Raw genomic sequence first — 23501 nt, 5'->3', positions numbered from 1 at the left:
GTCGCCTTGGTGAGCCGTTACCTCACCAACTAGCTAATGCGCCGCGGGCCCATCTGTAAGTGTCAGCCGAAACCGACTTTCAGCATTTCCTCATGAGAGGAAATGGATTATCCGGTATTAGCTCCGGTTTCCCGAAGTTATCCCAGTCTTACAGGCAGGTTGCCCACGTGTTACTCACCCGTCCGCCGCTAATCAATGGGAGCAAGCTCCCAAAGATTCGCTCGACTTGCATGTATTAGGCACGCCGCCAGCGTTCGTCCTGAGCCAGGATCAAACTCTCCAAGAAAGTTGATTAGCTCATAAAATAAAACGTTGGCTTAGTTTCAAAAAAGAAACTAAAAAGATTGTTTGTTGACGTTTTTGTTTGTTTAGTTTTCAAAGAACAATTTGATGCGACAACTTTTATATCATATCATCTTTTCAATGTTATTGTCAACAACTTTTTAATTTTCTTTTTTAAAAGATTAATAGTTTTGGTGACAACTTTCATATCTTATCACCGCTCATAACCATTGTCAATAACAAATCATTAAAATCTTTATCTGCCCTGTCCATTTATATTTTTTTGAATATATTAGTTTGAAACCTTTTTGATTGGGGGTGTAGAGGAATGAGCCATAATAGTAAAAAGAATAAGGATAAGGACAAAGATAAGGATAAGGATAAGGACAGGGATAAGGACAAAAATAAGGAAAAAAATAAGGATAAGGATAAAGATAAAGATAAAGAAAAGTGTAGCAGCAAGAAGGATTGTTTATGTGAATATTTAGAAAAATTCGAGCATAGCGAGGTAACGATTCGTAATAAATCAGGCGATATCATCACAGGGGAATTACAACAAGTAAAGAATTGCTTTGTCAAAATCATTGAGCCGGAAATGATCACACCTTTTGTATGTGAACGATTAACTGTGATTCGCTGCAGCGATATTGAAAGCTTCTCCGTTGATTTACATGAATGCTAACTCTATTATTTAAACTCACTAAGGCAGTGAAACAAATACATCACTGCCTTATTTTCATTGATCTAAATATGACTCAATGGAGACGACGTTTGTGATGAATTTGCTTCGCCGTCTTAACTGCTGCTCCATTGCATCAGAATGATGGTGCATAGGGTCAGGGTATCGCAAATAGGCATAATGTTCTTTTGATAATGCATACATTTTCATCCCCTTTTCATAGCACAACCGTTGAAAGCCGCTATCTTCACCAAGATTCACGTCAGGAAACTGAACCGTGGTAAAAATATGTTTCTTCCAAACTAGTGTCGCCCCGCTGAAAAAATAAGAGGTTTGATAAGGGCGATTATTTATTATCCACCTATTCTCTCGATTTAGATTATAGAGACGCAATTCTTGATTCTTTTTAAAATATATATAAAAGGAGCTTTTTCCCACCACATCTGCATCGGTTTGTTTTAGCGTCTGATAGGCCTCCATTAAATAGTTAGGACCATAATAATCATCGTCGTCCATCTTCGCGATATACTCATATTTTGCTAAACTAACCCCTCGATTTAAGCATTCCCCTAGACTTATCTCTTCCGAAAGTTGTAAAAGTTTATCACTTTTACCACCAACAACATGCATAGATGTGGAATTGACAATAAGTATGAGCTCTTTTTCCTCAAGCGTTTGTTTTTGGAAATTCAGGATGATCGAATTGACAAATTCCTGCCGATTCGTGCAGACAATAACAGAAATCATTGCTCCCCTCCCCCTTCCTAGACAAATTTCTCAAACGAATCGGTCACCGCAACCTTTTTACATTGTTTTTGAAACCGCTCCTCCGAAACCCGCCAGGAATGCTCGTGCTCCTCCCCATACCGAATGAGCACATAATCATGGTAGCCTCCGGAATATAGCGGGATTCGTTTATCAAGGCACTCCTGTTGGAAGTGAACGTCCTCACCGCTATTCAAATGAGGGAATTGTACGTTTTCAAGTACCTCTTTTTTAAAGACTAATGTCCCTCCTGCGAGAAACACTTTTTTATTTTTTAAAAAGAAATGAGTCATTCTAAGTCGAAAAATGGATAACAGCTTATCTTTTTTAAAGTAAACAAAAATTGCGGCCTTTCCGATGACATCTGCCCCTGTTTCCTTTAACAAGCGCAGCGAATTAGTTAGATATGCCGGTGAATAATAATCGTCATCATCCATTTTCGCAATCACTTCATAGCGTGCTTGCCTGGCGCCGAAATTGAGGCACTCCCCCAGTGTTTTTGCTTCATCGAGCTGGAACACTCTTATATTTGATGCCGCAGGCTTTTCAAGCCGGATATCGTTCTTGTTTAGGATGATAATCAGTTCTTTATCTGGCATGTTTTGCCTAGTGAAGTTCTCCATCATCAACTCAAGCATGCTCTCCCTCATCGTAACGGTCACAATCGATATCAAGTTTGTCACCTCCAACCCATACCAATCTTCATTTATTTCATAGTATGTATGAGACTTGTAAATTAGAGGTGAATCATGGAAAAGAAAGTGCTAATTACCGGTGTGGCGGGATTTCTAGGTTCGCAGCTAGCGAAGGAATTAATTGAGGACGGATGTTTCGTCGTTGGACTCGATAATTTATCCTCCGGAACAATAACCAACATAAAAAGCCTGCCTCGGGACCGGTTTATTTTTAAGGAGGTAGATTTATGTTCACAGAAACTCCTAACCGACCCTGACTTTATAAATGTGAAAGAAATTTACCACCTTGCTTCCCCGGCAGCCCCAAAATATTATCAGGCTGCTCCCTTTGAAACGATTAATGTAAACACGATTGGAACGAAAAACATGCTGGAATTAGCCAAGCGGCATAAAGCGAAAATCGTCTACACAAGTACAAGTGAGGCCTATGGTGAACCGGAAATCCATCCACAGCCTGAAACGTATAGAGGGAATGTCAATACATGGGGGCCGCGCGCTTGTTATGATGAAGCGAAGCGATTGGGTGAGGTCCTTTGCTATTTGTACTTCACGCATTATCAGACAGAGGTGAAAGTTGCTCGGATTTTTAATACGTATTCCGCAGGCCTGGCAAATGATGATGGCCGAGTTATCTCCAACTTTGTCACTCAAGCATTAAAAGGTGAGGACATTACCGTTTATGGAGATGGGTCCCAAACGCGGTCTTTTTGCTATGTGACGGATACGATTAACGGCCTTAAGCTGTTAATGGAAAAAGAAGCGGCAAACGGGGAAATCATTAATATTGGCAATCCCGTTGAATATACCATTTTAGAACTAGCTCACTTAATAAAAGCTTTATCGGGCTCTGATAGCAAAATACTATTCCATCCACTACCGGCGGACGATCCGAGAGTCCGGCAGCCTGTCATTGAAAAAGCAACTAGATTACTTGGATGGGAGCCTGCCGTTTCATTAAGGGATGGCCTGGAGAAAACGATTGAGGAATACAGAACAAAATTAGGAATAGATGTGTTCTAATTTTCTTGACTTAACGATAGCTTAATAAACTATCCAACTAGTAAAGGAGAAATTTCATTTGATTTTTACAACGATTACATGTGCGAATCATCTCCCACTAGCTATGGTATTGGGAAAGTCCTTGAAGCTGCATCATCCAAATTCAAAGATTGTCCTCTGTTTAGTGGAAGAAAAAATTCTCCCCGCCATTCAGGACTCCCCGTACTTTGATGAGATTGTCTTAGCGAAAGATTTAGGGATACCTGACTTTTATAAATTTATTTTTAAATATAATATATATGAAGGTTGCTGTGCGCTAAAACCGTATTTATTAAGATTTCTATTGAACGGAAACAAAAAGGAAGAAACGTTCATTTATTTAGATTCTGACATAAAAGTGTATAGTCCCCTAGAAGAGCTCCAACACCTTTTAACACAATATTCAATAGTGATTACACCGCATCGGCTCACACATCAAGAAAACCCCCACGCGATTTGGGCAGAGATAACGAATTTAAAAGATGGGGTCTTTAATGGTGGAATGATTGGAATTAAAAGGGATGCGGAAACATTCGAGTTTCTTAACTGGTGGGCAAATCGGGTGTATAACTTTTGTTATATTGAACCTGACTACGGCTTGTTTCTTGACCAAAAATGGTTAGATCTCATTCCCTGCTTTTTTGACAACTATAAGGTATTAAAGCATGAGGGATATAATTTTGCCAGCTGGAACCTTTCGCAGCGCAGGATTATGAAAACAAAGGATAACCAGTATGTCATTAATGGCAATCCGCTTCGATTTATTCATTTTTCCGGACTAGGGAAATGGTTCGATGACAATTTAAATAAGTATATAACAAATAAGAATGATATTTTAATTACATTAAAGGATGAATATATCAAAGAGATTGAAACGTTTGGTTATCACACCTTGAAGGATTGCCCATGGTGTTATAATTATTTTAATAGCGGCGAATTTATTGATTCGAAAACAAAATCAATTTATCGAGATTCCGAGGAATTACAGAACCGAATTCCCTACCCTTTGCAGCAAAGCAATCGTGCTATAGTAAACTATTCAAATAGAAGGAACATTTCCCCGCTTGTGTCGGTCATTACCGCTGTATTTAATGGTGAGGAATTTCTAATGGAAGCCATTAACAGTGTTCTTTCGCAATCCTATAATGAATTTGAATATATCATTGTTAACGATGGTTCAACCGATAATACAATAAATGTATTAAAAGCCATTACTGACCATCGGGTAAAAGTGATTAACCTAGAGAAGAATATGGGGGCTGCTTATTGCCTTAACCTTGGGATAAAAAAGGCAAAGGGTAAATGGATAGCTATTCAGGATGCCGATGATCGTAGTGATGCCGAAAGACTCAAGGAACAATTGAAATATGTACAATCCCTCCCTGATGTGATTGCAGCCGGAAGTTTTGTTAAATGTTTTTCTGATTCACTAGTAGAAGATCAGCTTAACGGGGTAAACATCTATTTTAATTCATTGGAATCGGGCGAGGAATTGGCTAAAAACCGTTTTTTTCAAATCCCCTTTTGTCATGGAACTGTTTTTTTCTCCAAGAAAGCATTCCAACAAGCTGGCGGATACAACCCAAATTATCGAATCGCTTACGATTGGGACCTTTGGATGAGACTGTTCCAAGTGGGATCTATTCATAAAATCAATAAAGTTCTTTACAACTATAGGGTTGATAAAGGGTCGTTGTCGTTTCAAAAATGGGACAACACCTATTATGAAATTATTAAGCTAAACATGAACTACATTAATGAGATTTATGCCAAAAATAGCATCCAGCCAAGGTTCTTAGTTCTTGGCTCGGACAGGGCATGTAATAATTTCAAGGATGCACTTCGTCATAATGGCTGTAAACTTTCAATGAAATTCGATGATTACTCTGCCTTAAGTAATCCGAAGTTCTCGTTTAATAAGAAAAAAACAAATGGCATCATCATCCTCGATGATCAAGTGCGAGAAGGATTGATTCAAAACCTTGAAAAAAAGGGACTGAAACTGAATCACAATTTATTTATTCTTCATCATGGAATCCACGGACTAATCGAATCCGGCGCAATATGAGAATTAGAAGAGCCAGCACCTAATTCAACTCCATTCTACGATGTAAATTGGAGTTGAAGGTTCTGGCTCTTTTGCATTTCGCTTATTTCAATATATTAATAAGTACATAAACATCCTTATTTAATATTAACCGGCTTTCTGCTAATTTTCGGAGTATTGTTTGTTTTTCGTCATCATCAAGGACAATAATTGCATCTGCCTTTTCTTTTTTTAATTTTCGGATGGCCTCAGAAACTTGCTTGCTTCTATTCTTATATATCATATTGACTACCTTCAACCCGCTTTTTGGAGCAATCTTAGCGATATAATTTCCGCAGCCTTTTTCTGGACCAATAATAATGACCTTTGGCTCGTGTTGCTTTCCTTGAACTAATGCGCGGTAAATGGCTGTGGACGATGCCATTTGGACCTCGTCAATCGTCCGAACTTCATTCTTATTTGAGAGTGAACTTTGGTGGATACGGTAATCGAGCAATATTTTTGGCACGACCTCCATATCACCTTTTTCCAGTAATTTCAGCCATAAATCATAATCATAGGCAATTTTAAACTTTGGCTCATAGCCCCCCACTTCCCGGAAAACACGTTTAGAGAACATGACAGAACTATGTGTTAACGGGCAGCCCCAATAGATCATTTTTCTAATTTGTCTTCTGGTAATATTGCTATTTTTAAAATTTTTCACTCCTTCATAAGCCTCGTCCGGAACATCCACGTCTCCAGAAATACAATGGATTAATGTCCCAACGCCAACGAGTGAGGGGTGTTGCTGAAGATAGTTTACTTGCTCTTCTATCCTGGCGGGGTAACTATTATCATCTGCATCCTGGATCGCAATCCAATCACCTTGAGCATTGTTTATCCCTACATTCAAGGCATGTGCTGCACCTTGATTTTTTTCTAAATGAATCACTCGGGCCCGTGGGTCATTTAATTCGTCTAGTATTAATGGGGTTGAATCAGTAGAACCATCATTAACAATGATGATTTCTAAATGAGGATAGGTTTGTGCTAAAGCATGATCTAACGCTTCCTTAAGGAACCTTTCCCCATTATGAACGGCCATAACCATTGAAACAAACATCATTGTTGGACCATCCTTCCGATGAGTTAGTAGTTTGGCAGCCATATTAAGCAGCCATGACAAATGCATATCCCATATCAAAATCAAGTAATATATCGATCTACTATGGAATAGGTAATAGTAAATCTGAGACCTTAATGATTTGGAGGCGATATTATGAGTGAATTACTCCCGCCGGATAAAATCTGTAATTCTCTTAAAGATTGGATTGCTGCACCGTCTGGAGCTGATTTCCCGGAACCGCTTTTTAAAGAAATTTACCCAGATTCCTCTTTTTCAAGACGAATAAAACGTCCTCCCGCCCGGTACCCAAATACTTTAGAGGGAGGTTATGTTGGTGTTATTCCGAATGGACGTGTATGGGGCTTAAATGGGGCGATTATCACCCCGGATCAAAAGCTAATATGGGATGTTTCCTATGAAATGGTCAAACCACGCTCAAATCATTCCATTTTTAAAGAGAAAAAACTGCCTGCGGTTTCCCATGTATTCAAAAATGCGGCGGACTTGACGCATATAGTGGGGAGAAATTATTATCATTGGATGTATGAGGTGATTCCCCGCATTCACTTAATGCATAAGAGCGGAATAAAGGCCGATTATTTTATCGTAAAATCTGAGCCTGACCATTTGCAGTTTCAAACGGAAACTTTACATAAACTAGGAATAACGGCTGAACAATTAATCAAGACACACACAGGCTTTCATATTCAGGCAGAAAATTTAGTTGTTCCATCCCAGCCAAAGTTTGCAACAGAATGGGGCTGGCGATTTTTAAGGAAGACTTTTTTACCAAAAAACAAGCTGAGATTGTCTACTAAAAAACGTATTTATATTAGTCGAAAATGGTCTCGAAGGATTACCAATGAAAATGAGGTCATGGATGTGTTAACGCAATATGGCTTTAGTAAGGTCGAGCTTGAAAACTTAACCGTACAAGAACAGGCTCAGCTCTTTTCAACCGCTGAAGTCATCGTTGGCGCACACGGAGCAGGTTTGGCAAATTTGACCTTTTGTCAACCAGGAACAAAGGTTCTTGAAATATTTGCCCCAAGTTATATCACGTCCTTATACTGGGTCATCAGTTCATTGGGAGACCTGAAACATTATTATTTTATTGGGAAAGTCAGCAAACGTGATCCTGCTTTGCCAGATCACAAATGGTCAGGATTAGATGACATTACCATTAACATCCGGGAATTTGCTGTTTTTGTACAGAAAATGGTGCGATAAAAATATCAGTTTTTCGTTGGCGTTTCGTTTATCATTTATAACCATTCGGATGTTTCTTAAACCAATTCCATGCTGTTTCAATCGACTTGTTGATTTCATATTTAGGGACCCAGCCTAGTAAAGCCTTTATTTTTCGGGATGATGCTACTAAATGGGGCGGGTCTCCCTTTCGCCGCGGCTGAATTTTAACATTGGCTTTGGCACCAACAGCCTGCTCGCAAAGGTTAATCATTTCTAATACAGAAACGCCTCTTTCATTCCCTAAATTGAAGATTTCTGCTATTTTTAGCCCGGGGTTTTGCAATAAATGCTCCAATGCCAGGATATGGCCAGCGGATAAATCCATGACGTGGATATAGTCGCGGATACACGTGCCATCTGGTGTCGAGTAATCATTTCCAAAAATCTCGATGAAGCTGGATTTCCCCTGTAAGTGTCTTAAAATATTTGGTATTAAATGTGTTTCAGGAGCATGGTCCTCACCGATTTCACCAGAAATATGGGCGCCGGCTACATTAAAATAGCGGAGGGCAATATAACGAAAATCATGGCTATCCGAGATACTGTTTAAAACCGTTTCAACCATTAATTTAGATTTGCCATAGGGATTAATCGGGTCCAAAGGCAGTTGCTCATGAATCACCGCTTGGTCTGGAACTCCATAGGTGGCACATGTGGAGGAAAAGATAAAATTTTTAATATTATGTTCCACCATTTTTTCAAGCAGCTGAATCGTATTGACGACATTATTTTGATAATATTTAAGAGGATCTTTGACCGATTCACCTACAAGGCAGCTCGCCGCGAAATGCATCACTGCCTGAATGGAATGGGATTGAAATATACTTTCGAGGACATGCGAATCTCCTGTATCCCCCTGGATAAACATTGCCCGTTTATCCACTGCCTCTAGATGTCCGGTTGATAAGTCATCTAAAACTAAAACAGAATACCCTCTATCCGCAAGATCACGGACGACATGGCTGCCAATATAACCGGCCCCTCCTGTTACAAGAATCATTTATCATTCACCCTCTTTATCTAAATCTAACACCGCGGTTTATCCGAGCTAGAAATATCTTAATTTAGTTGATGCTCATTTTATCCTGCTTCTAATGATTGGCAACTCCTAAATAATGAAATCCTAAAGCCACTATATTTTCCTTATCAAGCATATTTCTTCCGTCAAAAATAAACGGCTGCTTCATTGTCAACTTGAGGTTTGCCCAATCAAGATTCTTGTAGTCATCCCAGTCCGTGCCCAAGACTACCGCGTCCGCACCCGATACGGTTTCTTCAATAGTATGATATTGGTATGCAGACCCTAGTTTCACGATTGGATCATGCACCTTAACCACCACCTGTTCTGCCAGTAACCGCTCAATCAATATAAGGCTCGGCGACTCCCTTGTATCATCGGTATTCGCTTTAAAAGATAATCCAAGCACAGCAATCGTCTTATTTTCCAACTTACCGCCGAGGGCCTGTTTGATTTTTTCAATAAAATAAAGCGGCTGTTCTTCGTTGACTTTCACAACCCGCTCTAAGATGGATAACGGCTGGCCCTGCTCCTTCGCGGTTTGGATTAGCGCATTCACATCTTTCGGAAAACAGGAACCGCCAAAGCCCATGCCGGCATGGAGGAACTGTGGACCAATCCGCTGGTCAAGCCCAATCCCCTTCGAAACATCATTCACATTAATGTTAAGATCATCGCACAATCTAGCTAATTCGTTAATAAAAGAAATCTTCATGGCTAGGAAGGAATTGGCTGCGTATTTAATCATTTCAGAGGCTTTTGGGTTGGTTGCTACGATTGGGCAGTGGAAATCTTGGTATAATTCCTTCATGACATTTCTCGCTTCTTCACTTGTGGCGCCAATGATAATTCGGTCGGGATTTAATGCGTCCTGAAGGGCAGTACCCTCGCGAAGAAACTCGGGATTAGAGACGACATCAAATGGAATGGGTGCGGTTTGCTTTCCAGCGACCCATTTTTCCACTAATTCTGCTGTCCCCACTGGCACCGTGCTTTTCGTCACAATGATTTTAGATTTGTTCATATATTTGCCGATGGACTCGGCAACATTCTTTACATAAGTAAGATTCGCACTCCCATCCGCTTCCTTTGGTGTACCGACGCAAATAAAGATAATATCATTTTCTTTTACAGCTTTTTTTGTGTTTTTTGTAAAAAAAATATTTTTGGCGGCGACATGCCTGCTTAGCAGTTCCTCAAGGCCGGGCTCATAGAAATATAGTTTACCAGCCTTTAATGCTTTTAATTTGTGAGTATCAAGGTCAAGGCCTGTTACCTGGTGGCCCATCTCACAAAAAATAAGGCCTGTCGTCGTCCCGACATACCCTGTGCCGACGATTAAAATTTTCACAATAATTTATTCCCCCTTCACCGCTCGTATTAATTTATTCCTCGACTGAATAGGAGGAAGGTTGTCCGACATAGAAAGGGCGATAAAATGGGGAATTTCCCTATGAGGTGAGTGTGAGGGGTTTTTGTGACCGTAATGGCGGGAAATCCCACTCCCCGGGCACAAAAAAAAGGCACCTAAAAGGCGCCTCTACACCACCGCTAAATCCAGCCTTTTTTTTCGGCGATGGCAGCAGCTTCGGTTCGATTTTTCGCATCTAGCTTATGAATGATTTCGGAGATGTAGTTACGGACGGTGCCGGATGATAGGTAGAGCTCTGTTGTGATTTCCTTTGTCGTTTTCCCTAACGCTGCTAATCTCAAAATCTCTTGTTCTTTCGGCGTCAGCGGATTTTCTTCGCGAATTACATCAAAGGTTAACTCGGGGCTGAATACCCGTTTTCCTGCCATCACCTTGCGAATTGCATCAGCGAGCTCATCAATCTCGCCATCCTTCAGTAAGTACCCGTGGACGCCGATTTTTACGGCGCGTTCAAAGTATCCCGGCCGGGCAAACGTAGTTAGGATAATGACCTTGCTAGGAGCTGAGCGGCGCGCGAGTTCCTCCGCTACCTCGAGCCCGTTCAAGACAGGCATTTCAATATCCATCAAGCAAACATCCGGCTCAAGCTTGAGAATTGAGGCGAGCGCTTCCTCTCCATTCAGCGCCTGGCCGATTACCTCCATATCTTTTTCTAAATCAAGTAAGGAGCCCAATGCCCCCAGTAACATTCGTTGATCTTCAGCTATAAACAAGCGAATCATCCCGCGGTCTCCCCTGCTTTTTTTATTATCGGAACTGTGATTTCCAAAACCGCCCCGTTATGATTGGAAAGGGACATCGACCCATCGATCAGCGCCAGCCGCTCCTCCATCCCCTTCAATCCATTGCCAAAGCGCTTGTTCCGCTCAACCCCCATCCCATCATCGCGGACCACCGCACTCATTTTTTCAACTGATAGTTTGATAGAAATCGAACAATATGCGGCCTGGCTGTGCTTGACGACATTTGTGGCCGCTTCACGGATACACATTCCGACGATATTTTGGATAAAAGGAGAAATCTTTGAAAAAACAATATCTCCATCGTACTGATAAGTTATTCCCGCGGCTCTTAAGATTTGCTGCGCCTGGAGCAGCTCCTCGGCAATCGTTGCGGCCCGCATATCAGTTACTAGCTCGCGGACCTGCTTTAATGCTGCGCGGGAGGTCACTTCCATCTCCTTCGCTTCAAGCCGCGCCCGTTCCGGATCAACCGCGGTCAATCTTTGCACAAGCTGACTTTTTAGAGTCAACAGGGATAATGTATGGCCGAGCGTGTCATGGAGGTCGCGGGCAATCCGGACCCGCTCCTCGCGCTTGACCAACTCTTGAATTTGCTTATTCGCTTGATCGAGCTCTTTCTCAAGCTCCATCCGCCGGTTCATCGAGCGGATTCCAAACGGCGAAATCAGCATGATAATGAGAAACGGGATAAAATACAGAAGCTCTCCTGGCGTGAAAAAACTCTTCTGCTCGATCATATGATAGATGAACGGAATAAATTGCACGCACACCAAGCCAATCAGACCACGCCTAAACACCGTTTTATTGTGATACCAGCCGATAAAATTCGCCGGAAAAAACCCTAAAAACATATAGTTTAAGTTATAAAACATACTAAAGATAAACACAATGGCCAGTTGAACCGCTAACCAGTATGTGAATTTTCTTTTTCCCATTGAAAAATAAAGCTGGCGGTACGTTACTAAAAATATTAGCACCATTCCATAGCCCAACAGCTGCTTTAGCCCTGATTCCTTCGTTACATAAATGACGGGAAATGCGATATAAATTAGAAAGATATAAGGAAAAAATCCAAACTGCCTTGGAAAGATGCTAAACGACTTTTTCAACTTGATCACACCGCTTCTTGTTTTCGTCTAATATACTTCGATAGTAGCATAAATACGGCTAAATAGGCGATTAAAATCAGAATATTCCTCCAATCCGGCATGTTGCCGCGGATAATCTCCCAGGCGCCATTGCCAAAATTATACGACGGCAGCCACTTTCCGATTGATTGCATGATTTTTGGCATGATTTCGAGCGGCATCCATAGGCCGCCTGCTATCGCGAGCACCATATAAATTACATTGCTGACGCCTGCAGCTGTTTCTACTTTTTTCATCAATCCGATTAAGGTGCCAATCGCGAGGAATGGCAGCGAGCCGAGTAAAATCCATAATCCGCTCATGATCCATTCTAACGCGGTGAGTGAAACTCCATTGATAAGTGCGCCTGCTATAAAAATAATTGTAATCGAGAGCATATGAATTACGCTTTGACCAATCATTTGTGCCGCAAAATAGACCGTGTCGGACAGCGGCGTGATGCGGATGAACGTCGACCAGCCCTGCGAACGTTCCTGGACCATGCGGATTCCGAGCGTCATCATCGACGAGCCCATCACACTGAACACCGTCATCGACATTAGGTAATGTGCCTGCCATTCCGCCTTATCCGGGGCATTCGTGTTCACGACATTGGTAAAAATATAATAGAAAAGAATCGGCATGACAAGCGACCAAAAGACAAAATAGCGATTCCTTAGTATCCGGATGATTTCGTATTTACACTGCATTTTAAATGTTTTCATTCTATATAGCCTCCTTCGCGCCGCTAGTCAGCTGTTCGAATGCTTCCTCTAGCTTGCCGCGTTCAATTTGGATGTCCCGTGCACCCACTTTTTCTTGAAAAAGCAGCTCCAATACTCGGTCAGTATTTGAGGATTGGATGTAAACCCGGTTATTTTTTCTGTAGATGTCATCAATTTCACTGTGAAGATACAGAGTTTCCAGCGATGTTTCTGGGTCGACAACAAAAGAAACGGACTGCTTTGAAATTCTGGCCTTAATTTGTGCCGGCGTTCCATCTGCGACAATTGCACCGTCTTTAAAAAGTAAGATTCGGCCTGCGGCATCATCTGCTTCCTGCAGATAATGCGTTGAAAAAATGATGGTTTTGCCTTGGTCGGCCAATTGGTGGACTGTTTGCCAAAAACGGTTTCTTGAAGTGATATCCATGCCGACTGTCGGCTCGTCAAAAATGATCAGCTCCGGATTTCCGGCAAGGGCGAGCGCAAAGCTTAAGCGCCGCTTTTGGCCGCCTGATAATTTTTCCGCCTGTGTTTTCAGATCTTGATTGGTGAGACCTGTAAGTTCGATGAGCTGTTGGATTCCGAGCGGATTTGGGTAGTAGCTGCTAATTAACTCAAGAATTTCGCGCACCTTCAAGCCGGGCATGACGCTCACCTCCTGGAGCATCGTGCCGATTTTCTCACGGACTTGTTTTTCATGCGGCTGGTGGTTGAATAATTGAATCTCGCCTGCGGATGGCTTCAGCAGACCTAAGATCATCGAAATGGTAGTGGTTTTCCCGGCCCCATTCGGCCCAAGAATCGCCACGACTTCCCCTTTTCCAATCGTGAAAGATACATCGTTTACCGCTGTTTTATGTTGAAATGACTTTGTCACGTTTGTTAAGCTTACAATTTTGTTCATTCTCTTGAACACCTCCTGATTACTTGATTTTATTGTACGATTTGATGGTGGGAATTTTTAGTAAGCATTGTCATCAAAATGAGGTGACAAAAGTCATATTTTTGGTAAATGTTGCTGTGGAGGGGGAGTTTGCAGGATAGTTGTAAGATTTTTGGCTGGCGGTTGTTTGGTGCTTTGGGAAGGGGGATTCCGCCAAACCCGTTTTTTGACCAGAATTCCAAGTTAAAAAAAGAGACCTCCTATTTAGAAGGTCCCACATGCTAATATATTGCTGCGATTAATATAATAAATACTTCTCCCGGACGTCCATGAATTTCTTCAGTCCCGGCTCCCATTCTTTCTTCATTTGTTCGATCGATTTGCCTGCTTCGATTCCGGCACGGATGGAGCCGTTGCCGACAAGATTATCGAAGAAGGAAATGCCGTTTTTGTCTGGTGCCCGGAATTGGAATTTGTCCGGATACATATCATGAATGGTTTTGACAATAGTTAGGCCCGTTTCAAATGGCTTGTAGGCATTCCGGTTTGTGACATGGATTTGCACACCATGGCTTAACTGGTTCACGAACTTCGATGTTGACGGGATAAACGACGCCGGGCGGAAGGTAACTCCCGGTAAATTGTAAGAATTCAATTTTGCTGCTAGGTCATCGCTATTGATGAACGGAGCAGCAATTAATTCAAACGGTCTTGTCGTTCCACGCCCTTCTGATACGTTGGTTCCTTCAATCAAGCAGGCACCAGAATACACTAATGCCGTATCTAATGTTGGCATGTTCGGTGACGGCATGACGAATTGTAAATCAGCGTCATCGTAATACATGCTCCGGTTCCAGCCTTGCATTTTGACAACCGTTAAATCAGCACCAATCTTGAACTCCTTGTTGAATAGCTTAGCTAATTCTCCGACTGTCATCCCGTGGCGGACAGGAATCGGATATTCACCGACAAACGATGAATATTTATCTTCTAAGATCGGTCCTTCCACCTTTGCACCGCTGATTGGGTTCGGACGGTCAAGGACGATAATAGGAATATTATTTTCTTTGGCCGCTTCCATCGCTAACGCCATCGTGTAAATATACGTGTAAAAACGCGCCCCTACATCCTGAATATCAAATAACAAGACATCGACATTGCTCAGCATTTCCGGTGTCGGTTTTTTCGTTGCTCCATAAAGGCTGTATACCGGAATCCCTGTTTTTTCATCAATATACGATTCAACATACGAACCAGCCGGAGCACTGCCGCGGACACCATGCTCCGGGCCATATAATGCCGTTAGCTTGACATTTGGGTTTTTGTACAGCAAATCTACGATACTAGTAAGCTCTTGGTCGACACCGGTCGGATTGGTGATTAAACCAACTCGCTTCCCTTTAATTAAATCGAGACGATCCTTTAATAACACCTCAACACCTAAACGGAGCTTCCCATTATTCTTTTCCTTTTCATTATCGTTCTTGGCAACTGCCGCCGATACCGTGGAAAGGACCAGCAACAGCGCAAGAATCCCCGTAAGCCATTTCTTTTTCATCGTACTCCTCCTCGTGTTTTTGAAAAATCAATACCCTAAACCGTGGTCAAATCCGTATAAGACACTGCCATCCTGGTTAAAGATCGTAACCGGAAGCTTGGCAGTAGGTTTATTTACACCGAAAATTGTGTTTACCGCCGCCTCAAAGCTTACATCCTTCGTTCCGTACTGTGTCAGATACGCATCTACCTTAGGATAGGCCATAATATCATACGGATTTCGAATTCCTATGCCAATTACCGAAGCATCCGTTTCATCAATCATTTGATTGGCCAGCTTCATTAAACTGGCAGAAGGCAATCTTCCGCTCACTGTAGAAGTATTGGTTCCAACAATGATATATTTTGCTGTTTTCGCTGCAGTCAAATTGGCACCTGTAAGTGGCGCTGCAGTATTGATCATTGTTACATTTTTGTGGTGTTTTTGAACCTCAGCTAAAAGAGTAGGCGCACTCGAACCCACAACAACGATTTTATCGTTCACTCCTGCTTTTAACGGAAGAACGCCGCTATTTTTCACAAGTGTAATCGATTTAGCCGCTGCTTCTTTTTCAATTTGTAAATGTTCCGCTGATCTCCATGCTTTTTCAGCATTAGAAACCTTTTCATCGAGGCTCTTTTCTACTTCAGCCTTAACGATGCCGCGATTTAATTTTAGCGTTAAAATTCGCTCAACGGACTGGTCAATTCTATCCAAAGAAATATCTCCGGATTTCACTGCATCGTAAAGACCATTAGCAACGGATTCAAGTCCTACAGGCATTAAGACAATATCCGTTCCCGCTTTTACCGCACGAATAGCTGCATCAACAGGGCCGAAATGGTCGGCGATAGCCTGCATGTTCATCGCATCCGTCACAATAACACCCTTAAAGCCCATATCTTCGCGCATTAGACCGGTTAATACCTTATGGGAAAGCGTCCCAGGTACAGCAATTTCCGTACCATCCTTTTTCGAAATGGCTTTTGTATTATCGATTTTCGGGAAGGTTACATGTGCCGACATTACCGCATCAATTCCAGCATCCATTGCCTGTTGGAATGGGTATAATTCCACCTTTTTTAAACGGTCGATGTCATGCGGCACTTCCGGCAATCCTAAATGTGAATCAGTCGCCGTATCGCCATGCCCCGGAAAATGCTTTGCCGTAGCAGCCGTTCCCGTTTCATGAAGTCCTTTAATATAGGCATTGCCCAATTTTGCCACGAGGTCTGGGTTTTCACCAAATGAACGAACGCCAATGACCGGATTATCAGGATTATTGTTAGTATCGAGAACAGGTCCAAAGTTCATATTAATCCCAACGGCATTTAGTTCTTCACCAATTGCCTTGCCAACCTTTTCAGCCAATTCTTCAGACCTTGAAGCTCCAAGCGCCATGCTCCCAGGAAAATCTGTTCCGGATTGCAATCGTGTTACGATACCGCCTTCTTGGTCAATAGAAATCAACAGCCCATATTTCTCAGCTGCATCCTGATAAGCGCTGACAAGCTTCGTTGTTTGCGCTGCAGATACTGTGTTTTCACGGAATAAAATGACGCCGCCAAGATGATATTTTTTGACTTGCTGGGCAATTTCATCATTCATTACCGTGACATTCTGACCTTTCCAAGTACGGAAGTCCGGCATCAGCATTTGCCCAACCTTTTCTTCCATCGTCATTTGCTTGATGGTCTTGCCAATTAAGTCATAGCGTGATCCCTTTTCTTTTTCCACAAGGATCTCCTCTTGATTCTCTTTGAATTGAATTGAAATTCGGTCATTGTACTTGCCGTCGCTGACAGAGATAAATGTTTTACCATTATGCCCTGATAAGGTAACTACGCCATCTTTGACAGAGGCGACATTTTTATTAGAAGACTTCCAGGTTAGGTGCTCCGAAGCCAGCATAAAGTGGTCGTCATCATAAACATGTAGGGCATTCAAATCAATTTGGTTGTCTTTCACCTCTCTCGTAACTTGCGGAACGTTAAGGTCAATCACTACGTCTTTGATTGCTGAAGCCGCCGTTGCCCCTGAATGCGGAATTCCCGTTAATAATAGGGCAAAGCCCAAACATGAAGTGATCAATGTTTTGAAAAATTTACGCATGGTTCTCCTCCTCTATTTTTTAGTAGTCTCTTAACTGCCAGTCGTTACTGCTAAACTTCAGCACGGAAGAATCGAGTTTTGGATTTAACACATACCAGCCGCGGCCATTTGTTGCCGTATCCGTTTTATAAACAAAGCGCAATTTTTCCGCGTCTTTCGGGATGGTCACTTCTTTTTCCTCCCAGCCATTGCTGGTGCCTGTGACCTCCGTTAGTTTTTTCCAAGCGCCGTTTTGAAAAATTTCCACTTTGCCGAAATCCCAGCCAAACTCTGTCATATACCAGGTGCTAAACGTCAGTTTCGCATCTTTATTTAGATTAAGCGGGGCCTCCATGACACGGTTCAGCTGATCGCCATAGCCGGCAAACCACGCGGAATCCTTACCAGGAATCGAAACAGGAATCGCGTCCGCTACCTGCCTTGCGAACAATCTCCTTGTTTGATTCGTCGAAACGGTATTCCTGCTCGGGTGAACCCTGTTGGTCAATAGAATCGCAATCGTTTTATTGTTCGGGCTGACGACAATTGACGTTCCCGTATAACCCGTATGCCCAAAGGAATAGGTACCTTCCGATAAGGCGTCCATGTACCAGCCTTGTCCGAGCTCCCAGCCAAGTCCGTGGTCATTGCCAGGGAATCGCTCATTTTGATTTTCAAGCAATAGCTTAATCGTTGCCGGCTTCAGGATTCTTTTTCCACCATACTTTCCATCATTGATGAAAATATACGCGAGTTTAGCTAGATCTTCAGCTGTTGAGAATACACCGGCATGACCGGCGACACCATCAAGCGACCAGGCATTCTCATCATGAACTTCGCCCCAAACAAGGCCCCGGTTTGGCGTTGCTTGAAATTCTGTGGCTGCAATCCGTTTTTTCAAGGAGGCAGGCGGATTGTACATCGTGTCCTTCATCCCTAATGGCCCCGTGATATGCTCTTTGACGAATACATCCTGCCGCTTGCCGGATAACCGCTCAACCAACGCTCCTAAGGTAATCATGTTTAAATCGCTGTATTCGTAGGCGGTGCCAGGCGGATTTTTTAATGGCTGCCTGAAAACTAACTGCAATCTCTCGTCGCGCGAGTTCCCTTGTGAATAGAGGGGAATCCAGGAGACGAAGCCGGATGTGTGTGTCAGCAGCTGGCGGATAGTGACGTTTTCTTTGCCGTTAGCGGCAAATTCCGGGATGTACTTGGCAACCGGGTCATCGAGTGCAAATAGTCCTTGTTCAAAAAGAACCATTACCGCTGTGGAGGTGAAGATTTTACTAATCGATGCGAGGTCGAAAATCGTGTCCTCTTTCATCGAGATTGGATTTTCCATTTCGGTAAACTTGCCATCAGTGTATTGCGCGGAATTTCCGTATGCGGTGTGCTTTACGATTGTTCCACCTCTGGCAACAAAGGCAACCGCACCGGGCATGACTTTTTCCGAAATGGCTTGGTTCATAATTTGATCAATTTGCTGGAGTGGCGCTGTTACCATGCCAGCTCCTTTTGCTGAGCCGGGATGAAGAACGCTTGAAACAGGGACTAAGTTTGAATTCCAGGTGAAAACAGGGTGAGGTTTCTCGGATGCGGTAGAACCTGACTTTTCTTTCTTTTCAATCGTTGGAACAATGGCTGCGTCACTACTAGCAAAAGCAGTTGCCGTTCCGAAAAAAACAGTACAGACGGTGGATAAAATAATCGTTTTACTTTTCATAAATCCTCCTTTGGCTGAACAATTAATTGTAAACGGAATTGCTATGTATTATGACTGATACCGCTTACAGCTTATAGTTAAAGGATATACGGATTAATGTATAGTCGTCTATACCACATAATACCTATACCTGACCAATTCGCTTCATTTATTAGGTATTTAGTTGTGTGTCATTTGGTTTATTTTTTGAAAATTGGAAATTTAAAATAGGGATTCTCCCTTTATACCCGTGCAAAATGACTAATTTATTAAGTATCCACAGTTTTTAGGACTTTATCCACAGTTTTTAACTAGTTATCAACATTTTTTCTATGTTACCCACATAGTTATCAACAAAGTCTTATAGATTACCCATCTTTTAATTTGGCTCTGTTAATAATGAATGTTGATTTCCGTTCCAGGCGCGGGCGGTGAGCCTCCTCGGCGCTAAAGCGCCTGCGGGGTCTCACCTGTCCCGCTGCTCCCGCAGGAGTCTCGCGCCTTCCACTCCAATCAACATTGTGCTCAAAATCAACAATGTGCTTTAACACAGCCTTTAATTTAATCAGATAAAGAATATCCACAAACTCTCCGGTTTTATCAACATTTATTGGAAAACTGCCCACAAATTGCATGAGTTTATCCACATTAGGAATGAAAAACACCCAGGAACTATTCCTGGGTGTGGAGACGAACTTGTTTTTGAGTCGAGGATGGATTGGTTTTTTCAACAATCTCCTTTATCTCACCTTCATCCCCTTTGGCGTTGATAATTTCTAAAATCTGATTTAGACCTTCGCTAGTTTTGTCACCTCTATTGTGCAATGAAAATGCCTCCTTTTTACCAATAGAATGCCCGTTTAACGAGCGAACTATTTTACATAAACCAGGTGTGAATATTACTTTGTTCATGCACCACAAGGTCACACTAATCTGCTTAATTTATTCATTATAAAAACCTAGGAGGATTCCTAGGCTTTTTTCATTTTCTATCAAAGTTACGTTAGATCAATGATCCAAGTTCAACGGCCTTACTATTATGGTAGGTTGATTTAATCTTTAGCCTCGCTTTTAAATCCTCGCACAGGCAATCTTGCTGCAGCAGCTCAATGTGGCGGTGCTGGAATACATGATAAAAATACCGGCCCTTAATAAACATTTTCAACACATGAAAACCCCCTCAATTGATTGGTTAACATAAATCGCAGGAGTTGGTCGTGTTCGGTAACTGGCTAGCATCGTCGTTAAACATTAGCCCCTCTAGTTTTGCGTCACCATTTTTCAATGGTTTTGCCGTTTCGTACGATTTATGTGTCTATTAAAAGCATAAGCAACTGAAATACAAAAAAAAAGAGTCTTTGGACCTATCAAGTGTAAAAATATGGTCGTTTTAAATATTAAAAAAGAGGGTATCATTTTGCTACCTACTAACGTTTTAGGATTGCGGGCTTTATTTTTCTGGCATGGTTTAAAGCTTTTAATAGTGTCCATGCTGTTTAGTGAAGTTAATTTTTATAAAAAGGAAGTTTACCATGACAAAGTTTAGATTTATCATTCTATGTCTGATCATGTTTGGGATCGCTTTAGCGGGCTGCGTGGGGAAGAGTCATTTTGAAAGTAAGAGGAAAACGGTGGAGCAACAGCCGATGCCAGCTAGCAAGCCACCAGCTGACACGATGAAAAGCGTCAAACACCTTCAAAACGGGTCAAGCATCCAAGTAGTTTCCAATCCTGAAATAATCCCTGTGCTGGTTAACAAGCTGAATAAGCTTCCTGATCATTACATGCCGACGGATTTGATTTATCCAGACATCCCTTTCACCTTTAAAGAGAAAATCGAAAAGCGAAAAATGCGGGCAGCCGCAGCATCCGCCATCGAAAATTTATTTGCTGGTGCTAACCAGGATGGTGTGAAATTACTCGGTGTTTCGGCCTATAGGTCCCACGAGGTCCAAGCCAGTTTGTTTAATCACTATGTTAAATCAGATGGGTATGAAGCCGCCAAAACGTACAGTGCTGTCCCCGGTACGAGCGAGCATGAAACAGGCCTTGCCATCGATGTGACTGGCGGGGACGGAAAATGCGCCGCAGAGGAATGTTTCGAAGGGACGGAAGCGGCCGGCTGGCTCGAGAACCATTCGGCAGAATACGGCTTTATTATCCGCTACCCAAAAGGAAGAGACGCCATCACCGGCTACAAATACGAACCATGGCACCTCCGCTACGTCGGAAAAGCAATCGCCCAAGAAATCAAGAGCCGCGGCATCACCCTAGAAGAATACAACAACGCAACACCAGTTAATAATTAATACAATGTGGTGCCTGACACCCTTCGTGGACAAATGTCCTCCTGGGGTGGACACTCAAGTTAAACCCACTTAACGAACGGCATCAAAAAAGGGGCCTCGCTGCAGTTTTCTTGCAGCGAGGCCCCTTTTTGCTATTTCCCTTTTATTTCTAATAGTTTTAATCGCAGGTCGTTTTCCATGTTGGCTAGTTCTTGCTCAGCCAGGCGGCGCTTATGCCGTCCTTCTTCTTGAATGCGCATCGTTTCTTCTAGTGTTGAGATTAAGCTTTCTTGCGTTTTCTTTAATGTTTCAATATCGACGAGGCCGCGCTCGTTTTCCTTCGCGGTTTCAATCGTATTCGTTTTCAGCATTTCTGCATTTTTTAACAGCAGCTCATTGGTTGTTTTGGAAACCTGCTTTTGTGCCTCGACGGCATGGCGCTGGCGGATTAAGGTTAAGGCAATCGCCACTTGATTTTTCCATAATGGAATCGCCGTCATGATGGACGATTGAATTTTCTCAACAAGCGCTTGGTTCGTGTTTTGAATCAAGCGGATTTGCGGTGCACTTTGAATCGTGATTTCCCGGCTTAATTTCAAATCATGGAGACGCTTGTCTAAACGGTCGGCAAATTGAATCATATCGTTGACTTCTTGGAACTTCATCTGATCATTGGCTGCTTCCGCCGCCCTTTTCATTAGCGGGATCGTTTTTTCCTGCATTTCTTCAAGCTTGATTTCCCCAGCGGCAATATAGACATTCAGGGCATGGAAATATTCCTTATTCGTTTCATAAAGCTGTTCAAGCAATTTGATATCGGATAAAAGAACATTTTTACTCCGGTCCAGTTTCACGCTTATGCGGTCGATTTGTGCTCCCGTTTTTTGATATTTGGAAAGGACTTCCTGTAGTGTTCCGGAAATTTTTCCAAACATACGGGCAAATAAGGATGGCTTCCCATCCTTCAGTTCGTCTGGATTCACCTCATCAAGCCGCTTCATTAAATCACTGATGATCTCTCCGATTTCGCCAACATCCTGTTTCTGCACATGCTCAAGCATCGCATGCGAGAAGGATAACAGCTTCCCTTGCGCCTGGGTGCCGTATAGAATCATCGCCTGATGGTTGGTTGGATCAATTTGTTCGGCGAGCTGGTAGGCCTTTGCCCGGTTTTCTTCAGGAAGGACATCAATTAACTTTACTGGCTTGACCTCATTTGTTTGTTGAACTGGATTTTTGCTAAGTTCAAGTTGATCACCAAACGGGTTGGCAAGAATATCATCTAATAAATTGCCTGTTTTATTTGATTGGATTGGGTTGTTTTCGCTCATTTAAGCCACCTATTCTCTTCGGGAAATTTGGAATCCTTTTTCTGCTTAAGGGTATATTTTGCGACATCTATTTCAAAATTTAAAGTATCAACATCATCGGAGATTACATGGTATAAATCCTCTTCCAACACTTTTGATAATTCGTTTAATGTTCTGCGCGTTTCGATAAGGGATTGCCCTATCTCGGCGTTTTGTTTTGGCTGTGAAGATAAGAAGCTGTATTTTTCCGTGAGCTCGACGACTGAATCTAAATGAGAAAAGTAAAATTCTTCGGCTTTATAAAAACGCTTCGGCTCCTTCATGGTCATTTTGTGGATTTTTTTAGTAATCCGATGTATGTCAATTCTTTGTTTTACAGAAGAAATATCACGTATCTTAAAAATACTCTTGTTCATGCGGCTGATTTTTCGTTTCGCCTCGACTAGATTCTTCCTAATGTAGCGGTATTCTTTTCTTGAAAGCTGGTGCTTAGATAAAAAACGGCTGTTCATGAAAATCGATAGGACTACATGGGTAAGGACCCCGGCAAGGATGGCATAACCTGTTGACTGCCAAAAAGTCAGCCCTACAGGAATAAGGCATATCAGCCATGTGATGATTGTTATCGGAAAGGCCACAAACGAGCGGACAATAAACGAAAGAAAAGGGTTCATCATAAATCGACTCCTGACTATTAATCGATAGTATTCATACGAAGGAACGCAATTAAAGGTTTCACTCCATTGAAGGATTATAACAAAAGAAAGTTATTTCCAT

At 42.3% G+C, this 23501-nt stretch carries 22 protein-coding genes, 1 rRNA gene and 1 riboswitch; of the genes, 5 read left to right on the top strand and 18 right to left on the bottom strand.

Annotation, left to right across the window (positions count from 1 at the left end):
• A 16S ribosomal RNA gene (locus ACFVSW_RS05910) occupies nucleotides 1–286 on the bottom strand; the annotation flags it as partial.
• Between the two features lie 324 nt (nucleotides 287–610).
• Here ACFVSW_RS05910 and ACFVSW_RS05905 point away from each other — a divergent pair.
• Entirely contained in the window at nucleotides 611–964 is a 354-nt protein-coding gene (locus ACFVSW_RS05905; protein ID WP_387313413.1) for a hypothetical protein, read from the top strand.
• Between the two features lie 54 nt (nucleotides 965–1018).
• Here the strand turns inward: ACFVSW_RS05905 and ACFVSW_RS05900 are convergent, their stop codons facing one another.
• The gene (locus ACFVSW_RS05900) at nucleotides 1019–1708 is read right to left on the bottom strand and encodes a glycosyltransferase family 2 protein (protein WP_387313410.1); all 690 of its coding nucleotides are present in this window, start codon (nucleotides 1706–1708) and stop codon (nucleotides 1019–1021) included.
• Nucleotides 1709–1725: 17 nt separating this feature from the next.
• Entirely contained in the window at nucleotides 1726–2400 is a 675-nt protein-coding gene (locus tag ACFVSW_RS05895; RefSeq protein ID WP_387313407.1) for a glycosyltransferase family 2 protein, read from the bottom strand.
• A 75-nt stretch (nucleotides 2401–2475) separates the two neighbouring features.
• Between ACFVSW_RS05895 and ACFVSW_RS05890 the strand changes: the two genes are divergently transcribed.
• Nucleotides 2476–3441: a GDP-mannose 4,6-dehydratase gene (locus ACFVSW_RS05890; RefSeq protein ID WP_387313404.1), complete on the top strand. Its 966-nt coding sequence runs from the start codon at nucleotides 2476–2478 to the stop codon at nucleotides 3439–3441.
• A gap of 58 nt (nucleotides 3442–3499) precedes the next feature.
• Entirely contained in the window at nucleotides 3500–5527 is a 2028-nt protein-coding gene (locus tag ACFVSW_RS05885) for a glycosyltransferase (RefSeq protein ID WP_387313401.1), read from the top strand.
• A gap of 82 nt (nucleotides 5528–5609) precedes the next feature.
• Here ACFVSW_RS05885 and ACFVSW_RS05880 read toward each other — a convergent pair whose 3' ends face one another.
• Entirely contained in the window at nucleotides 5610–6674 is a 1065-nt protein-coding gene (locus ACFVSW_RS05880) for a glycosyltransferase family 2 protein (protein ID WP_387313399.1), read from the bottom strand.
• Nucleotides 6675–6767: 93 nt separating this feature from the next.
• On the opposite strand from ACFVSW_RS05880, the gene ACFVSW_RS05875 reads away from it, so the two are divergent.
• Nucleotides 6768–7844, top strand: a complete 1077-nt coding sequence (locus tag ACFVSW_RS05875; RefSeq protein WP_387313396.1) for a glycosyltransferase family 61 protein — start codon at nucleotides 6768–6770, stop codon at nucleotides 7842–7844.
• 31 nt (nucleotides 7845–7875) lie between these two features.
• Here ACFVSW_RS05875 and galE read toward each other — a convergent pair whose 3' ends face one another.
• The 12 genes from galE to ACFVSW_RS05815 form a co-directional block, all read right to left on the bottom strand.
• Complete coding sequence (gene galE / locus ACFVSW_RS05870; protein WP_387313393.1) at nucleotides 7876–8865, bottom strand: UDP-glucose 4-epimerase GalE; 990 nt, start codon at nucleotides 8863–8865, stop codon at nucleotides 7876–7878.
• Nucleotides 8866–8956: 91 nt separating this feature from the next.
• On the bottom strand, nucleotides 8957–10234 hold the full coding sequence (locus tag ACFVSW_RS05865; protein ID WP_387313390.1) for a UDP-glucose dehydrogenase family protein: 1278 nt from the start codon (nucleotides 10232–10234) through the stop codon (nucleotides 8957–8959).
• A gap of 200 nt (nucleotides 10235–10434) precedes the next feature.
• The gene (locus ACFVSW_RS05860; protein WP_387313387.1) at nucleotides 10435–11037 is read right to left on the bottom strand and encodes a response regulator transcription factor; all 603 of its coding nucleotides are present in this window, start codon (nucleotides 11035–11037) and stop codon (nucleotides 10435–10437) included.
• Nucleotides 11034–12167 (bottom strand): sensor histidine kinase, encoded by a 1134-nt coding sequence (locus ACFVSW_RS05855; RefSeq protein ID WP_387313385.1) that lies wholly within the window; start codon nucleotides 12165–12167, stop codon nucleotides 11034–11036. Before ACFVSW_RS05855 ends, ACFVSW_RS05860 begins: the two co-directional genes overlap by 4 nt.
• A 5-nt stretch (nucleotides 12168–12172) precedes the next feature.
• Nucleotides 12173–12910 carry an ABC transporter permease gene (locus tag ACFVSW_RS05850; protein WP_387313382.1) on the bottom strand — a complete coding sequence of 246 codons (738 nt, stop codon included), beginning with the start codon at nucleotides 12908–12910 and terminating at the stop codon, nucleotides 12173–12175.
• 1 nt (nucleotide 12911) lies between these two features.
• Complete coding sequence (locus ACFVSW_RS05845; RefSeq protein WP_387313379.1) at nucleotides 12912–13814, bottom strand: ABC transporter ATP-binding protein; 903 nt, start codon at nucleotides 13812–13814, stop codon at nucleotides 12912–12914.
• 277 nt (nucleotides 13815–14091) lie between these two features.
• The gene (locus tag ACFVSW_RS05840; protein WP_387313376.1) at nucleotides 14092–15351 is read right to left on the bottom strand and encodes an exo-beta-N-acetylmuramidase NamZ family protein; all 1260 of its coding nucleotides are present in this window, start codon (nucleotides 15349–15351) and stop codon (nucleotides 14092–14094) included.
• 27 nt (nucleotides 15352–15378) lie between these two features.
• Nucleotides 15379–17442 (bottom strand): glycoside hydrolase family 3 protein, encoded by a 2064-nt coding sequence (locus ACFVSW_RS05835; protein WP_387313373.1) that lies wholly within the window; start codon nucleotides 17440–17442, stop codon nucleotides 15379–15381.
• A 19-nt stretch (nucleotides 17443–17461) separates the two neighbouring features.
• Entirely contained in the window at nucleotides 17462–19147 is a 1686-nt protein-coding gene (locus tag ACFVSW_RS05830; protein ID WP_387313370.1) for a serine hydrolase domain-containing protein, read from the bottom strand.
• Nucleotides 19148–19494: 347 nt separating this feature from the next.
• Complete coding sequence (locus ACFVSW_RS05825) at nucleotides 19495–19791, bottom strand: hypothetical protein (protein ID WP_387313367.1); 297 nt, start codon at nucleotides 19789–19791, stop codon at nucleotides 19495–19497.
• Between the two features lie 7 nt (nucleotides 19792–19798).
• Nucleotides 19799–19951 carry a hypothetical protein gene (locus ACFVSW_RS05820; RefSeq protein WP_387313364.1) on the bottom strand — a complete coding sequence of 51 codons (153 nt, stop codon included), beginning with the start codon at nucleotides 19949–19951 and terminating at the stop codon, nucleotides 19799–19801.
• Nucleotides 19952–20129: 178 nt separating this feature from the next.
• Nucleotides 20130–20294, bottom strand: coding sequence for a hypothetical protein (locus tag ACFVSW_RS05815; protein WP_387313361.1), 165 nt, complete (start codon nucleotides 20292–20294; stop codon nucleotides 20130–20132).
• Nucleotides 20295–20346: 52 nt separating this feature from the next.
• Nucleotides 20347–20431, bottom strand: a riboswitch (cyclic di-GMP riboswitch).
• A gap of 227 nt (nucleotides 20432–20658) precedes the next feature.
• Between ACFVSW_RS05815 and ACFVSW_RS05810 the strand changes: the two genes are divergently transcribed.
• Nucleotides 20659–21435 (top strand): M15 family metallopeptidase, encoded by a 777-nt coding sequence (locus tag ACFVSW_RS05810; protein WP_387313358.1) that lies wholly within the window; start codon nucleotides 20659–20661, stop codon nucleotides 21433–21435.
• A 131-nt stretch (nucleotides 21436–21566) separates the two neighbouring features.
• On the opposite strand, the gene ACFVSW_RS05805 is transcribed toward ACFVSW_RS05810, so the two are convergent.
• Nucleotides 21567–22745 carry a toxic anion resistance protein gene (locus tag ACFVSW_RS05805; RefSeq protein ID WP_387313355.1) on the bottom strand — a complete coding sequence of 393 codons (1179 nt, stop codon included), beginning with the start codon at nucleotides 22743–22745 and terminating at the stop codon, nucleotides 21567–21569.
• Nucleotides 22742–23401, bottom strand: coding sequence for a 5-bromo-4-chloroindolyl phosphate hydrolysis family protein (locus ACFVSW_RS05800; protein ID WP_387313352.1), 660 nt, complete (start codon nucleotides 23399–23401; stop codon nucleotides 22742–22744). The genes ACFVSW_RS05805 and ACFVSW_RS05800 overlap by 4 nt, the downstream gene beginning before the upstream one ends.
• Nucleotides 23402–23501 lie beyond the last annotated feature (100 nt).

The sequence above is a fragment of the Neobacillus sp. NPDC058068 genome (assembly GCF_042885335.1).
Taxonomy (GTDB): domain Bacteria; phylum Bacillota; class Bacilli; order Bacillales; family Cytobacillaceae; genus Neobacillus.
Note: the sequence above shows the minus strand (reverse complement) of the source record. Positions and strands in the feature narration are given on the sequence as shown.